15 protein-coding genes are annotated in these 15,328 nt (G+C 56.6%); 9 read left to right on the top strand and 6 right to left on the bottom strand.

Annotation, left to right across the window (positions count from 1 at the left end):
• Positions 1-493 precede the first annotated feature (493 nt).
• Entirely contained in the window at positions 494-1,255 is a 762-nt protein-coding gene (locus J2Y86_RS07295; RefSeq protein WP_253429223.1) for an SDR family NAD(P)-dependent oxidoreductase, read from the bottom strand.
• A gap of 26 nt (positions 1,256-1,281) precedes the next feature.
• Here J2Y86_RS07295 and J2Y86_RS07290 point away from each other — a divergent pair, with 26 nt between their 5' ends.
• The 9 genes from J2Y86_RS07290 (at position 1,282) to J2Y86_RS07250 (ending at position 9,369) form a co-directional block, all read left to right on the top strand.
• Positions 1,282-1,458, top strand: a complete 177-nt coding sequence (locus J2Y86_RS07290; protein ID WP_253429221.1) for a hypothetical protein — start codon at positions 1,282-1,284, stop codon at positions 1,456-1,458.
• Positions 1,459-1,581: 123 nt separating this feature from the next.
• Complete coding sequence (locus J2Y86_RS07285; protein ID WP_253429219.1) at positions 1,582-2,820, top strand: aminotransferase class I/II-fold pyridoxal phosphate-dependent enzyme; 1,239 nt, start codon at positions 1,582-1,584, stop codon at positions 2,818-2,820.
• Positions 2,821-2,829: 9 nt separating this feature from the next.
• Positions 2,830-3,657 carry an HpcH/HpaI aldolase/citrate lyase family protein gene (locus J2Y86_RS07280; protein WP_253429217.1) on the top strand — a complete coding sequence of 276 codons (828 nt, stop codon included), beginning with the start codon at positions 2,830-2,832 and terminating at the stop codon, positions 3,655-3,657.
• 10 nt (positions 3,658-3,667) lie between these two features.
• A complete protein-coding gene (locus J2Y86_RS07275) occupies positions 3,668-4,192 on the top strand; it encodes a MaoC family dehydratase (protein WP_253429215.1) in 525 nt (174 codons plus the stop codon).
• Between the two features lie 66 nt (positions 4,193-4,258).
• Positions 4,259-5,248, top strand: coding sequence for an ornithine cyclodeaminase family protein (locus J2Y86_RS07270; protein ID WP_253429213.1), 990 nt, complete (start codon positions 4,259-4,261; stop codon positions 5,246-5,248).
• A 63-nt stretch (positions 5,249-5,311) separates the two neighbouring features.
• On the top strand, positions 5,312-6,295 hold the full coding sequence (locus J2Y86_RS07265; protein ID WP_253429211.1) for a C-terminal binding protein: 984 nt from the start codon (positions 5,312-5,314) through the stop codon (positions 6,293-6,295).
• The gene (locus J2Y86_RS07260) at positions 6,283-7,026 is read left to right on the top strand and encodes a class II aldolase/adducin family protein (RefSeq protein WP_253429209.1); all 744 of its coding nucleotides are present in this window, start codon (positions 6,283-6,285) and stop codon (positions 7,024-7,026) included. The genes J2Y86_RS07265 and J2Y86_RS07260 overlap by 13 nt, the downstream gene beginning before the upstream one ends.
• The gene (locus J2Y86_RS07255) at positions 7,023-8,147 is read left to right on the top strand and encodes a pyridoxal phosphate-dependent aminotransferase (RefSeq protein ID WP_253429207.1); all 1,125 of its coding nucleotides are present in this window, start codon (positions 7,023-7,025) and stop codon (positions 8,145-8,147) included. The genes J2Y86_RS07260 and J2Y86_RS07255 overlap by 4 nt, the downstream gene beginning before the upstream one ends.
• Positions 8,148-8,175: 28 nt before the next feature.
• Positions 8,176-9,369, top strand: coding sequence for an MFS transporter (locus tag J2Y86_RS07250; RefSeq protein ID WP_253429205.1), 1,194 nt, complete (start codon positions 8,176-8,178; stop codon positions 9,367-9,369).
• Positions 9,370-9,496: 127 nt separating this feature from the next.
• Here J2Y86_RS07250 and aceA read toward each other — a convergent pair whose 3' ends face one another.
• From aceA to purB, 5 genes are all read right to left on the bottom strand, one after another.
• Complete coding sequence (gene aceA / locus J2Y86_RS07245; protein WP_008032724.1) at positions 9,497-10,822, bottom strand: isocitrate lyase; 1,326 nt, start codon at positions 10,820-10,822, stop codon at positions 9,497-9,499.
• Between the two features lie 476 nt (positions 10,823-11,298).
• Positions 11,299-12,060 carry a secretin N-terminal domain-containing protein gene (locus tag J2Y86_RS07240; RefSeq protein WP_253429203.1) on the bottom strand — a complete coding sequence of 254 codons (762 nt, stop codon included), beginning with the start codon at positions 12,058-12,060 and terminating at the stop codon, positions 11,299-11,301.
• Between the two features lie 216 nt (positions 12,061-12,276).
• Positions 12,277-12,702, bottom strand: coding sequence for a GNAT family N-acetyltransferase (locus tag J2Y86_RS07235; protein ID WP_253429201.1), 426 nt, complete (start codon positions 12,700-12,702; stop codon positions 12,277-12,279).
• A complete protein-coding gene (locus J2Y86_RS07230) occupies positions 12,695-13,864 on the bottom strand; it encodes a ribosomal protein uL16 3-hydroxylase (protein WP_253429199.1) in 1,170 nt (389 codons plus the stop codon). The genes J2Y86_RS07235 and J2Y86_RS07230 overlap by 8 nt, the downstream gene beginning before the upstream one ends.
• Positions 13,865-13,950: 86 nt before the next feature.
• Complete coding sequence (purB, locus tag J2Y86_RS07225; RefSeq protein ID WP_027925117.1) at positions 13,951-15,321, bottom strand: adenylosuccinate lyase; 1,371 nt, start codon at positions 15,319-15,321, stop codon at positions 13,951-13,953.
• Positions 15,322-15,328 lie beyond the last annotated feature (7 nt).

Genomic DNA, 15,328 nt, shown 5'->3' with positions numbered 1-15,328 from the left:
AGCGAGCCTCCAAACCCACGCAGCCCATGCGTTGCGGGCATTAGCCGGCTTTTCATCAATATTGTTTTGTAAGGAATGTAACGAACATAGCTGCAGCTAAATGATAATCAATAGTGTTTGGCTTGGTTTTTAAAGTGTTTAACGGGTGGGTGGTTGGGAAGTTGTCTTATATGCGCGTTACTGCAAGTAGCGGGCGGGGTCGTTTTACCCTGTTTTCCGGGTCGTGAGACTGCTCTGGATCAAGGTTTTTGAGCACGGTTTTTCGGCTTGACACAGTCCTTGTGGGAGCCGGGCTTGCCCGCGATGGCGGCTTATCAGTCGGCATCCTCGGTGTCTGACACAATGCCATCGCGGGCAAGCCCGGCTCCCACAGGGTTCGCGGTGTTTATGAAATCCCGGGCAAAAAAACACCCCGAACCGGTCGGGGCGTCATATGTGCGGCGTTGCGGTCGCCTTTTTATTCGGTCCGCAACGGCCGATCGTTCCGGCATCTCTATATGCAGCTGTGACCTCCGTCGATAACCAGGTCGGCACCGGTCATCCATGCAGATTCATCAGATGCCAGAAGGATGGCAGCGCCGGCCATATCTGAAGGCATTCCGGCGCGCTGCATGGGAATGTCCTTTTTTCTGTTTTGCCAAATCTCCGGAGCGTCCCGCCACTGGTTGGCGTTACCACTGGTCGCAGTCAGTCCGGGTGAAATAGTGTTGACTCTGATGCCATAGGGAGCCAGTTCCAGCGCGCAGCTTCGTGAGAGCATCGACAGCGCGGCTTTGCTCGCCTGATAAGCTGACATTCGGCTGACCGCCCTGAAGGCGCTGACCGATGAAATATTAATGATGCTGCCGCCTTGTTTACGAGCAATGCAGGCTTTTGCAAAGCATTGAGTCATAAAGAAGGGAAAGCGGAGATTGACTTCAAGGGTCTGTTCATATTCGTCTTCGCTCAATTCCAGAAATGGAGTGCGGGTTATATAGGCTGGATTATTGACGAGTATGTCTAATGGGCCGATGGCAGCATGCGCTTTCTCAAGAAGTGCATCAGCACTAGTACTCGCAGCGTCCATGAGGGTGAAAGCGGCCCGCTGGCCAGGGTGCTTAGCTAATGCAATGACTGCATGAGCCCCGGTTTCATCGGTACGGGCGGTAATGAAAACATCGGCGCCCTCCGCAATGAAAGTTTCTGCGATAGCTCTTCCAATACCGGCCGATGCGCCAGTTATAAGTGCTCGTTTGCCTCTTAGTCTTTCATTCATAAGTGATTCTCTGCAGGACACGTCTGATGGCCGCGCGCGTGCGGCGGGCGGAGGAGTTGGTTTTATCTGATTTGCGGGAGGATTTAGTAAAGCTGATTATCACAGTTTCAGGATATGTAATGATTTTTCAGAGAATTCCTACGGATCATTCGTTTTCTGGTGAAGGGATTTTCTTGAGTGTTGGTAATGGGTGGTTTTTTTAAGCTGATGGAGAGTTTTTATTAGGTAGGATCAACCGCTAAATAGTTGGGGCGTATTGGATGTTGGCTGAGGGTTGTTTGTTCAGATGATCCTGTTATATAGGCTCTTATAAAAAGAGGTCGTGTATGCCAGAGCAAAAAAACAAGTATATAAATACCGCTAAGGCCGTCGAAATCGGTAATCCATCCTGGTCACTTGCGCAAGATTCCGGGCTTACCGATTTGAGTGTCGAGCATACTCGGCAGGGTCGCATGCAAGATCAGAGCGGTCATGAGTTCATGAATATGTGCTCTTGTTCATATTTGGGGCTTGAGGTCGATGAGCGTTTGGCGCGCCGTGCCGCAGACTACGTATTGAGCTGCGGTACCGTGAATTTGCCCACCTCGCGTATCAGAATAAGATTGAAAGAACTCGATGAGCTGGAAGACGCCTTGTCTGCGCATTTCAATTGTCGAGCATTTACAGCGACTTCTTGCAGCGCGGGCATCGTCGCGTCTCTGCCCCTGCTGGCAGCCGGTATGTTTACTGATGGCCAGCGCCCTGTGATGGTTTTTGATAAGCATGCCCATTTCGCATTGAACCAGGTCAAGGCCATCTGTGGAAATGAAACGCAGGTTGTCACTTGCAATCACAATGACGTCGACTTCATTGAGGATATGTGCAAGCGTCATCCTTTGGTCGCTTATATTGCCGACGGTGCTTACAGCATGGGGGGAAGTGCACCCATTGAGCGGCTGATGGATTTGCAGGACAAGTACGGGTTGTTTCTCTACTTCGATGACTCTCACTCATTGAGTGCCAACGGCCAACGGGGCGAGGGCTATGTTCGTACTTTCATGCCTGAGCTCAATCCACGGACTCTGCTGGTTTATTCATTGGCCAAGGCATTTGGCGCCAATGGTGGCGGCATATTCATGTCAGAGAAGGCCAACTATCAAAGTATTTTCCGTCGTTTTGGCGGTCCTATGTCCTATTCGCAATATATAAATCCCGCCGCTATAGGCGCGGCCATGGCTTCTCTGGATATTCACCAGACCAGTGAACTTGGTGTTTTGCAGCAGAAGCTCGATGCCAATATTCGTTTGTTCGACAGCTTGATTGAGACGGAATACTCGGGATCGGGTCTACCGATTCGGGTTATTCCATTGGACAGTCCGGATATGGCGATTGACGTTTCCGAGGGAGTCTTCAAACGAGGCTATTACACCTCGGCAGTATTCTTCCCCATCGTGGCCAGGAACAAGTCCGGCCTGCGCGTGATGATGCGTGCAGACATGTCCCACGGAGATGTTCGGAGTTTCTGCTCTGCTGTCGAGGCAGCAGTCGAAGAGTCCCGTCTGAACATGAAACCTGTCCAGCGTTGAGAGGATACGATGACCAATCCTATACCAAGAAGTTTGCTGTATTGCTCGGCCTTACACCCTGAACAATATGCCAAAAGTGCTCTGACAGATGTCATGGTGATTGATCTGGAGGATGGTGTTCCGCTTGCCAGGAAAGCTGAAGCCCGGTTGTGTGTCGAACAGTTCTATCGTTCTCCTGTTGCGCAGCGTACGGCACTGCGTATCAATCCTCTGCGTGATAATCAAGGGTTGCTCGATCTGCTGCTGGTGCAGTCGCTTGAACAGCGGCCCGAATTTATTGTCTTGGCAATGACTGAAGCGGCGGCCGAGATAGAGGTGGTGCGCGCCAATTTATATCGCAATGGAGAAAGTCCGAAAATACTGGTCACCGTCGAAACACCGACCTGTCTGCGGGATATTTATGCCATTGCATCAAGTGCCGACGGACTGATCTTTGGTTCCGCTGACTATGCGGCCAGTCTGGGCGTGCAGATTGGTGGCTGGAGCAACATCCTGCATGCACGTGGGAGCATCGTCGCGGCCGCAAGCGCCGCGGGTATTCCAGCGTTCGACACCGCTTACTTCAATCTCGACGACGAGGCGGGGCTGCTGAAGGAATGCCAGGACACCCGGGAGTTGGGATTCAGTGGCAAGACCTCCATTCACCCAGGGCAGATTCCCATCATCAATGATGTATTCACTCCTTCCATTGCTGAGTACGAACATGCTTTGGCAGTTGTGCAGGCTGCGGAGAACAGTGGTGAAAAAATCACCCGGTTGAAAAATCTCATGGTGGGACCGCCGTTTGTGAAGCAAGCCAGGAAACTTATCCAGCGCGCCCAGGAACTGGGCCTTTGAGGAGAACGTTATGGAACCGATGATTTCGGCCCATGTACGGATCGGTGCAAATCGCTACCGGGAGTCTTATGGCCTGCATTACGAAGAGTTTGTGGTGGGGGATGTGTTCGAACACCGCCCCGGCCGAACTGTGACTGAGCTGGACAACATCTGGCAGTCACTGGTGAACATGAACAACCATCCTGCACATATCGACGTTGCTTATGCTCAGCGCACCGAATTCGAGAAGTTGCTGGTCAACAGCTCGGTGACCTTGTCGATTATCAGCGGCATGACGGTAGCGACAATGAGTGCCCGGGCAATCGCAAACCTGGGCTGGGACGAAATTCGTCTGCCCAATCCGGTTTATGTTGGCGACACCTTGTACGCCGAGAGCGAGGTTGTCTCCAAGCGTGAATCCCGATCGCGTCCCGGCCAGGGCATTGTCACCATCAGGGTTGTTGGGCGTAAGCAGGATGGCACCCCCGTGATCACTTACCTGCGCACCTTTCTGGTTCCAAAGCAGGGGTATTCCCAGGACTACCCGGTCGGCTAGATGTCTGTGCTGCCAGCTCGAGGATGGCTGGTTACTTCAGAAAGCGTTGATGGAAAAGGAAAAGCCATGCTGCTTCTTAATCGCGAAGATATCGGGCGTTGTGTCGAGTTGCCAACGCTTGTCCGCGCACTTGAAAAAGCCCACCAGGGGTTTGCGCTCTCGCCTCCCGTGGTTCCGCAGCGCTCGATCATCACTCACGAGCGACAAAAAGCATTCTCATTGTTCATGCCGGCCTTTTTGCCCGGAAGCCAGACGCTGGGCATCAAAGTGTCGTCGTTTCATCCCGGCAACGCGGTGCACGGATTATCGGCTGTCAATGGTGCGGTCTTGTTGATCGATATCGAAAGCGGGCAATTGTTGGCGATGCTTGACAGTGCAGCCCTGACGGCGATTCGTACCAGTGCCATGAGTGCGCTGGCGACGGACAAGCTCTGCCCTCGGATACGGCTTGATCTGGCGGTGATCGGCGCAGGGGCTCAGGCTGCTGCGCACATTAAGGCGATGGCTGCTATCAGGGATCTTGGCCAGATCAGGATATTTTCCCGTTGCCTGGCCCGAAGTGTCGCTTTGGCCGAGCGCCTGTCCATTGAGCTTTCGCTACCGATAGAGGCCGTGAGCCGGATGGAGGAGGCTCTGGCCAATGCGGACATTGTCTGCACGACGACCTCCCATGACAGCCCGCTGCCCTTGATTTGGGCGAATCAGCTCAAACCCGATGCACATATCAATGCCATTGGTGGCAGTACGCCGCAGGCGTGCGAAATCGATCCCCGGTTACTGGGCAATGCGCAGGTTCATGTCGATCATCTGGACGCCGCATGCCGTGAGTCGGGCGAAATTGCCGAGGCGCTGGCGTTGTCGGTGATTGATCTCAAGGACATTCAGGAGATCAGTGCCTTGGCTGTCGAGCAGCCGTCGCCGGCAACCCGCAAACAAGGTCTGAGTTACTTCCGCAGCGTTGGACATGCCAGTCAGGACATGGTGGTTGCCGCCTGCCTCTACGACGTGGCCGTGTCGGGGCATATCGGCAAACAGTGCGACTACCTCAGTGCCTGAGAGTCGCGAGGTGGGTAATTTTGAATCGGCGGTGCTGCCGGTCAGGGAGGGAAAAGGATGCCCATGAATATTCTGATGATCGATTCGCAGAGAGTGAATTATGTCGACCCCGGGGAGTATGTCCCGGGTCCGGAGCATCGACGCTATAGCGTTGAGGTCACATCCCGGCCCTCGGATGAACAATTGGCCCGGGCCGACGGGATCATCGCCTTTCATTCGGTCGTCATCGACGCGCCATTGGTTGCCAGGATGCATCGTTGCCGCGCATTGGTGAAGGCAACCATTGGCCTTGATGATGTGGATGTCGAGGCTTTGAGCGCGAAAGGCATTCTTTGCTCGAACATCGGCTCTGTGGGGGCGGAGGAAGTCGCGGAGCACGCCCTGGCGTTGATCCTCTTCGCCCAGCGCAAGCTTCTCGACTACGCCAGGCACACCCGGCAGGGCGGCTGGAGCTGGCGAGCTCATACCAGCGAGGTCAAAGCCTGCGCAGACACAGTTCTGGGGTTGATCGGTTATGGCGCAACAGGGAGAGCATTGGCGCGCAGAGCGACGGCCCTGGGTTACCGGATCCGTTTTTACGATCCAGGGGTCGAGCGGTGTGTCGAAGGTATAGCGCAGGGCGGCACACTGGAGTGGTTGCTCGATACGGCCGATGTCATATCGCTGCATCTGCCTCTTACCCCGGACACAGCGCATTTGATGAACGATGGGCGATTTTTGCGGATGAAGCGCGGTGCGACCCTGGTCAATACCGCGCGAGGTGGCATCGTCGATACCGATGCTTTGCTCCGGGCTCTGCAATCCGGTGGTGTGTCCATGGCACTGCTGGATGTCGTGGAAGAGGAGCCGGCACCTCCCCGGGCCTTGATCGAGCATGAGCGTGTGTTACTGACACCGCATGCCGCTTTTTACAGCGAGCGTTCTCTGGCGCAATTGAAGGCCAATGCCTTGGAAACGATGCTCTGTCTGCTACAGGGCAAAACAGTCAAAACGGTGGTTAATCCCGATTGCGTATCGGGAGGAGGCAAAAGGGAATGCCTGAACTAAAGCATGTGGGACTCGAACCTTCCCGAGCCGGGTTGCCAGCCTGGTTCGATGTGACGATCGGCAACAGCATTGTTCAATACGGTCAGCGTCTGGCGGCGCGACAGCTATTGGTCAATACGCTGGGCAATATCGCCGTACGCAGTCACTGCCCGTATTGGCAGCGCGAAGTGATCTACACCAAACATCGCGGCGTCTCCCTGGAAGAGTGCGGTCTTGAACATCTGGCTGTGCTGGATATGCAATCCGATGAGCTTTTGCACGGTCGTTTCAGGCCGAGCCTGGGGCATCAGATGCACCGGGAAATCATGCGCTGTCGCGCTGATGTCAATGCCACGGTGCATCTTCATCCCAATGAAGTCATTTCCTTCTTCGCTGTCATGCAGTGGCGTGAAATGGAGTACGTGTCGAACGACACGGCACTGGTCATGGGCAAGCCGCCGTGCATTCTGGGCGAAGGTGTGAATATAGAGCTGGATGTCAGTGCCATCGGCCGCTGCGCCAGTGACACCAACTGCATTGTCATGCCCAGTCATGGCATTACCTGTTTTGGCCGCGACCTGTCCGAGGCGTTTCATCGTGCCGTGGCATTCACTGCGGAAATCAGCCGTTTGATTACCAGCCAGTATTTGTCGGCAGCCACGGGGAAGTCGGTGGTGTATGCCAGCGGCGAAGAAGTCAGGCAGATGTATGCGGCTGGTGAACGGGTTATCTATGGAGGGATGCACAAATGAAGTTTCATGATCACATCTCGTGTTCCGGATTATGGAAAGCGCCGGAGCGCGATCTTTCATCGGTGTTGCTGGATCTGAATGAAAACCAGTTTTTACATAAGTTTCTGGCAGGGTTCATTGCCAGCGAATTGAAGCCCCAGGATCTGTTCGCCTATCCCAATTATCAGCCTCTCCTTAACGAACTGTCACAGTATTGCAAGGTTTCGACCGACAGTTTGCTGCTGACCAATGGGGCGGATCAGGCCATCGATCTGGTGATACGGTCAGTGTTTTCGCCAGGGGACAGGGTGGTGGTTCCTTCTCCGGTTTTTTCCTTCTATTACCAGATGCTCGAAGTCAATGGCGTGGTGCCGGTGATCGTGGGGTTTGAGAAGCAAGCCGAAAAATTCGTGCTACCCACCGAGGCTGTACTCCAATCCTTGCAAACCAGCCATGGACTGATCCTGTGTAACCCCAACAACCCCCTGGGCGTACGCATCGATCCTGAGCAATTGAAAGTTCTGGTCGAGGCTTGTGTAAGGCAAGACAAGCCGATGATCGTTGACGAATGCTACTTTGAGTACCTGCAACAATCGTGTCTGGATACATTCGGTGCGGTCAGGCAGCTATTTGTCATTCGTTCGTTCTCCAAGTACTTCGGTCTCGCCGGGTTACGCCTGGGGTATGTGGTCACGCGACCGGAATCAGTCCGTGAACTGTTGAAAGTGCGCGGCCCTTGGGATGTAAACCATGTGGCGGTGAAAGCGGCGTTGTTCTGTTTGCAGAACCAGCAAGCCTTGCAGCAGGCGCACGATAATCTCGCGCAGATCAAAAGTGAAATTGTCGAAGTCTGTCGGGCCAACTCGATCGTCGTGTACGAGAGCGATACGAATTTTCTGCTGCTACAGGATGAGTGCGATGGTCGTCTGGCCAACGCTTTCGCTCAGGCCAATATTCGCGTAAGCAACTGTTCGCAATATCCTCACAGCTTTGGCCTGCTCAACAATTTATTGCGTGTGGCCGTTCCTTCGTCGTCGGATCTCAAAACATTCCTGATGGCGATATTGCGTGGGAGCTGCAGTGCGGCTTGCTTGAGCGATGTGAAACTGGAGCACTGGATTGCCCAAAGGCCGGCGTTGTGAACCTGCGGAGTATCAAGGTGATCCTCAAGTGACGGTGTGGCTGAAAAGGATCGGTCTGGCGGCAGGGATGCGCAATATCGTTCTTCTCCGGTTGTTGTTTGTCATGGCCAATGCGTTGGGGCCTTTTGCTGCCCTGTTTTTCCAGCGGCACTACCAGCTCGACAGCTCGGCGGTGGCCTGGGTGATCACGCTGATGTCGGCGTTTTATCTGCTGGGCAATCTGTTGGGCGGGGCGCTGATCGGTCGTTGTTCCTTCCGGTCACTTTTGATCTGTACCTCTTCCTGTTCATCGCTGTTTTTGTTGATCGCTGCCGTGCTCGGTTCATCGATCGCATCCATTGCGATGGTGCTGCTGTTCATGCTGTGCGCGGGCCTGATCACGCCGGTATTCAGCGTTCTTACGTCCCTGGCGGCGGACGAAAGCAATCGCATCGCCTCTTTTGGCTATCTGCACCTGGCCAGCAATCTGGGGGGCGCGTTGCTGTTCGTGATCGGTGGGTACTTGCTCGGCCTCGACAGCCACTATCTGGTGCTGTTTGCGATGGTCGCCAGCGTGTTGTGCCTTTTGGCGAGTGGCTTTCTGGCGCTGCCGGAACGCCAGAGCGCTATGACTGAAGCCAGAAGGACCTCCATTGGCGCTTTAGTTGATGTGCCAAGGATCGTGATCGTTGCGGGCGCGATGTTCTTTGCGTTGTCGGTGCTGGATGCGCAGCGCGAATATCAATTGCCTCTATGGCTTGATGGGGTGACGGCGGGCAAGGCCGCCGGCCTGTTCGGTGCGGTAGGTATCGTCAATGCGTTGCTAGTGGTCGTGTTGACGCAACCACTGATTGCATTGACGTCGCGTTTCGGAGCGTTGACCAATCTGTCCCTGGCGGCGGTTTTTTACGGTATCGGATTTGGCGCCTATGCCTTTTTCGAGCAGACCATTCTGATCCTCTCGTTTGTGTTTTTCTGGACGCTGGGTGAGATTCTCGGCGTTACCTACGTCACTGCGTTGATTGCGCAGAAAACCACATTGCAGACCCAGGCCAGTCTGTTTTCCCTTATTCCTATCCTGCTGGCGGGGGCGAGGATGGTGTCCGTAGGCATTGGCGCCTCGTTGATCACAGGGGTCGGTTTCCAGCTGAGCTGGAGTATCTATGGGCTGTTGGGCGTCTTGTTCGGGGGAGGTTGTCTTCTGCTTGCTGCCAGGAGGAACCGCTACGCGACCTCAGTATGATCGGGCGCAGTGATGGAAAAAACGCAGGCAAAAAAAAACGCCCCGAACCAGTCGGGGCGTCAGATGTGCGGCGTTGCGGTTAGCTTTTTACTCGGTCCGCAACGGCCGATCGTTCAGGCGAAGCAGATCAGTGGAACTGTTCTTCTTCAGTCGAACCGGTCAGTGCGGTTACCGAAGACGAGCCGCCCTGGATCACGGTGGTCATGTCGTCGAAGTAGCCGGTGCCCACTTCCTGCTGGTGAGCCACGAAGGTGTAACCCTTGGCGGCGTCAGCGAATTCCTGCTCTTGCAGTTTCACGTAGGCAGTCATGTCGTTGCGGGCGTAGTCGTGCGCCAGGTTGAACATGCTGTGCCACATGTTGTGAATGCCGGCCAGGGTGATGAACTGGTGCTTGTAACCCATGGCGGACAGTTCGCGCTGGAACTTGGCGATGGTCGCGTCGTCCAGGTTTTTCTTCCAGTTGAAGGAAGGCGAGCAGTTGTACGACAGCAGTTGGTCCGGGTATTCCTTTTTGATCGCTTCGGCGAAGCGACGAGCCTCGTCCAGATCCGGCTTGGCGGTTTCGCACCAGATCAGATCGGCGTACGGCGCGTAAGCCAGGCCGCGAGCGATAGCCTGGTCGAGACCGGCGCGCACTTTGTAGAAGCCTTCCTGGGTACGTTCGCCAGTCACGAACGGCTGGTCGTACGGGTCGCAATCGGAAGTCAGCAGGTCAGCCGCGTTAGCGTCGGTACGGGCCAGAATGATGGTCGGCGTGCCGGCAACGTCAGCTGCCAGACGGGCAGCGGTCAGCTTCTGCACAGCTTCCTGGGTAGGAACCAGTACCTTGCCGCCCATGTGGCCGCATTTTTTCACGGAAGCCAGTTGGTCTTCGAAGTGAACGCCGGCGGCGCCTGCTTCGATCATGCTCTTCATCAGCTCGTAAGCGTTCAGTACGCCGCCGAAACCGGCTTCAGCGTCAGCCACGATCGGCGCGAAGTAGTCGATGTAGCCTTCGTCGCCCGGGCCTTTGCCGGCTTTCCACTGGATCTGGTCGGCACGACGGAACGAGTTGTTGATGCGCTTGACCACGGTTGGAACCGAATCCACCGGGTACAGCGACTGGTCCGGGTACATCGATTCGGCGGAGTTGTTGTCCGCAGCAACCTGCCAGCCCGACAGGTAGATCGCCTGGATGCCGGCTTTGACTTGCTGTACAGCCTGGCCGCCGGTCAGGGCGCCCATGCAGTTGACGAAATCTTTCTCAGGACGGAAGGACGGCTTGGCGCCCTGGGTCACCAGGTTCCAGAGCTTCTCGGCGCCGAGTTTCGCAAAGGTGTGCTCAGGTTGAACCGAGCCACGCAGGCGGACGACGTCAGCAGCGGAGTAAGCGCGTGTCACGCCTTTCCAGCGTGGGTTTTCAGCCCAGTCTTTTTCGAGGGCTGCAATTTGCTGTTCGCGTGTCAGTGCCATGGAGATAAACCTCGTCGCGTCTTTTACGGAAAGTTGTTCTGCGGTGGAAAATTCATGCGCTCGCTGACCAGAAGCTTAGGTGGTCAAGGAGGATTCGGCGGGATTGGCGACGGGATGAACGATGGGCTCGAGGGGAAGTGAGCAGGTAAGGGCGGACTGGCGAGCGCATTCGGGCGTCGTGGGCCTCTATACGAACTTCAGTGTGATGCCGGGTTTACCTAAATACGCTTCCGTCCCTCGGGACAACTTCGTTCCAGTCGGCAACCTCGTCAAACACACCTTTTGGGCGGTACAGACACGAAACGGCTCACGGGGTAGGTGCGAGCATCGCTTCGAAGGCCCTTGCCAGGGCCCCTGATTAGCGGGAGCGAGGCCATCATGCCTTTGCTTTTTTGGCTCGTCAAACGTTTTGTAGTGCTTTTTTTCAAGCACTACATCTTTGGTCTAATACGACTAATCAGTCAGTTTTCGGTGGTTTAGTCCAAAGTATCGACTTTCACCCGCAGGGTCATGTCATCCCGGCCCTGAGTCGAGTAGCTGCGGGTCAGGCCCTGTTTGTCGGCCTGAGTCTGGCGATTTACGCCGGCCAGAGTGATCCATTCGCCGAGCCGTCCGGTGACGGTTGTGTCGGTGCTTTGCACGTTCACTACATCGGGACGTTCCTGGCTCATGCGGTCACGGTTGGTACTGATCGACAGGTGAACGATGTCGCCGGTGACGCTCGCGGTGACGTAGAAGCCCTGGGTGACGTTGCGGTATTCCGTCTGGCTGCGCGGATCGCCGTAGGAATCGGTCTGCGTACTGGTCAGCGGCACGCTCTGGCCGACCTGGATCAGTGCGGGTGCGCCTTCGCTGGCCTGGACTTGCTGGATGCCGCCGTCGCGACTGTCGGTGCTGCGATTGATGATTCGGGTCTGGCTCGGTTTGGCGCCATTGACCGAATAACCCTGGTCGCCCTGGAAGTTGTTTTCGTTGGTATCGACGGTGATCAGCAGGCGCTTTGGCTGAGTGTCGAGTTGGGCGATAAGGGCTTTAAGTTCGTCGATCTTGCGCTGATCCGCGTTGACGATCAGTTGGTTGCCATAGGCGCTGACCTGGCCATCCTTGCCGATGAAATCCTGGGCCATCGGCAGCATGTCGGCGCTGGTGTGGTAGTTCAGCGGCACGATCTCGGTGGCGGCCATGACCGAAAAACTGCAGGTCAGCAGCAGCGTGGTGAGCAGGGTGCGTAGGGACATATCCGTTATCTCCGACTTCTTGATGTCTTGAGTTTGCCAGTTTGTCGGCCCGGCGTGGGGCAAGTTGAATCGTAGACAGCAAAACGCCCCGGCATCTGAAGATGGCGGGGCGTTTTGTGTGTTCTTTCGGGCCTCTTCGCGGGCAAGCCTCGCTCCTACAGGTTCAGTGCAATCCCTGTAGGAGCGAGGCTTGCCCGCGAAGGCTTCACCTCGGTTTCAGGCGGAGTGCCGCACCATGTCCACATGCGGAATCCCGGCTTCCAGGAATTCCTCACTGACCAGGCTGAAGCCCAGGCGTTCATAGAACGCCGTGGCCTGAACCTGCGCACTCAGCATCTGCTGTTTCAGCCCGCACTTCTCGGCTTCACCGATCACCGCTTGCATCAGCGCATCGCCGACCTTCAAGCCGCGCCAGTCTTTCAGCACCGATACCCGGCCAACATGCCCGTCGGGCAGCAGGCGAGCCGTGCCAATCGGAAAGTCGCCTTCGAAGGCCAGGAAATGCACAGCTGTTGCGTCATCTGCATCCCATTCCAGTTCAGGCGGAACGGATTGCTCGGCGATGAACACCGTCTCACGAATGCGCCGGATCTCGGCGTTGTCCTTTTGCCAGTCTGCGACACGTACGTGAATTTTATTCATCAGCGAACCCCAGGCTTCCCTGTTTGACCAATTCGCACAGCAGGCCGCGACCGTCTTCGTCGCTCAGCCACTCGCCGAGGTTGTCGATGTGCAACGCATCGGCGGCGCAGACCATTTTCAGCAGCTCACGCAGTTTGCCTGGCAGGTAGCGGCTCTGGCCGCTGGCGAACAGCAGCAGGTCGTCATCGACTTCGGACCAGGCCATGCGCGCGCTCGGGTTGCGGATCAGCACAGCGCCTTGCTCGAGGCTGGCGAGCAGGTCGTCTTCTTCGATCTCTTCCGGGCCGACCACCAGTTCCGGGTAGCGCGGCTCGGTCATGAACTGGCCGAACCAGGTCAGCAGCAGGCGCTCGTCGCTCATGTGCTCGGCCAGCAAGCCTTTCAAGCGATCAAGGGCGTCGTGCTGGATCTGGTGCGGATCGACCGCAGGCAGGGCGTCGGCGTCGGTGTAGCGCTCTTCGTCCGTCAGGAACTGGCTGAGGAAGTCAGTGAAGTGGGTCAGCACTTCAGCGGCGCTCGGCGCACGGAAACCGACGGAGTAGGTCAGGCAATCATCAACGGCCACGCCGCAATGGGCCAGGCGCGGCGGCAGGTACAGCATGTCGCCCGGTTCCAGCACCCACTCATCGGTGGCTTCGAAGTCGGCGAGGATGCGCAGGTCCGCGTGTTGCAGCAGCGGGCTCTCGGAGTTGCACATCTGGCCGATCTTCCAGTTGCGCTTGCCGTGACCTTGCAGCAGGAACACATCGTAGTTATCGAAATGCGGACCGACGCTGCCACCTGGGGCGGCGAAGCTGATCATCACGTCGTCGATGCGCCAGCTCGGCAGGAAGCGGAACTGTTCCAGCAACTCGCTGACTTCCGGCACGAACTGGTCAACCGCTTGAACCAGCAGGGTCCACTCGCGTTCCGGCAATTTGCTGAATTCGTCTTCGGCAAACGGGCCGCGGCGCAATTCCCAAGGACGCTCGCCGTGCTCGATGATCAGGCGCGATTCGACTTCCTCTTCCAGCGACAGGCCGGCCAGTTCGTCGGCGTCGATCGGGCTTTCGAAATCAGGAATTGCCTGGCGGATCAGCAGTGGTTTTTTCTGCCAGTAGTCGCGCAGGAATTCGCGCGCCGTGATGCCGCCCAGAAGTTGAAGAGGAATATCAGGATTCATGTGTAACCTATTGAAAAAAAGCACTTTTCAGACGGGAATAAAAACGCCCGGCGCTGCCGGGCGTCTCAAACGGGTAAAGCGGTCGATCAGATGCGTTTGGCTTGTTCTACTGCGTTGCCGATGTAGTTCGCCGGGGTGAGCAATTTCAGCTCGGCCTTGGCGGCGGCAGGCATGTCCAGGCCGTCGATGAAAGTTTGCAGCGCTTCAGGGCTGATGCCCTTGCCGCGGGTCAACTCTTTCAGCTTCTCGTACGGGTTTTCGATGTTGTAGCGACGCATGACGGTCTGGATCGGCTCGGCCAATACTTCCCAGCACGCGTCCAGGTCGGCAGCAATCTTCTGAGCGTTGAGCTCCAGTTTGCTGATGCCTTTGAGGCTGGCTTCGTACGCGATCACGCTGTGGGCGAAGCCGACACCGAGGTTGCGCAGAACGGTGGAGTCGGTCAGGTCGCGCTGCCAGCGGGAGATCGGCAGCTTGCTCGCCAGGTGCTGGAACAGTGCGTTGGCGATGCCCAGGTTGCCTTCGGAGTTTTCGAAGTCGATCGGGTTGACCTTGTGCGGCATGGTCGACGAACCGATTTCGCCAGCGATGGTGCGCTGCTTGAAATAACCCAGGGAGATGTAGCCCCAGATGTCGCGGTCGAAGTCGATCAGGATCGTGTTGAAACGGGCGATCGCGTCGAACAGCTCGGCGATGTAGTCGTGCGGTTCGATCTGCGTGGTGTACGGGTTGAAGCCCAGGCCCAGCTCGTCTTCGATGAAGGCGCGAGCGTTTTCTTCCCAGTCGATCTCAGGGTAGGCCGACAGGTGCGCGTTGTAGTTGCCGACGGCGCCGTTGATCTTGCCCAGCAGCGGAACGGCAGCGACTTGAGCGATTTGACGCTCCAGACGGTAAACCACGTTCGCCAGCTCTTTACCCAGGGTGGTCGGCGAAGCCGGTTGACCGTGGGTGCGCGACAGCATCGGCACGTCGGCGAAACGGATGGCCAGTTCGCGGATGGCTTCGGCGGTCTGGCGCATCAGCGGCAGCATCACGTCATCACGGCCTTCGCGCAGCATCAGGGCGTGGGACAGGTTGTTGATGTCCTCGCTGGTGCAGGCAAAGTGGATGAATTCGCTGACGGCCGCCAGTTCCGGCAGCTTGGCCGCTTGCTCTTTGAGCAGGTATTCGATGGCTTTGACGTCGTGGTTGGTGGTGCGCTCGATCTCTTTGACACGCTCGGCGTGCTCCAGAGCGAAGTTTTCCGCCAGGGTGTTCAGCACCGCGTTGGCTTCGGCGGAGAACGCCGGCACTTCGCTGATGCCAGGGTGAGCGGCCAGGCGCTGAAGCCAGCGCACTTCAACCAGAACGCGAGCACGGATCAGACCGTATTCGCTGAAAATTGGGCGCAGGGCCTGGGTTTTGCCGGCGTAGCGGCCGTCAACAGGGGAAACCGCAGTGAGCGAAGAAAGCTGCATGGGGTGT

The sequence above is a fragment of the Pseudomonas migulae genome, assembly GCF_024169315.1.
Classification (GTDB): Bacteria; Pseudomonadota; Gammaproteobacteria; order Pseudomonadales; family Pseudomonadaceae; genus Aquipseudomonas; species Aquipseudomonas migulae_B.
The sequence above is the reverse complement of the archived record's forward strand: the minus strand, read 5'-3'. Positions and strand labels throughout refer to the sequence as shown.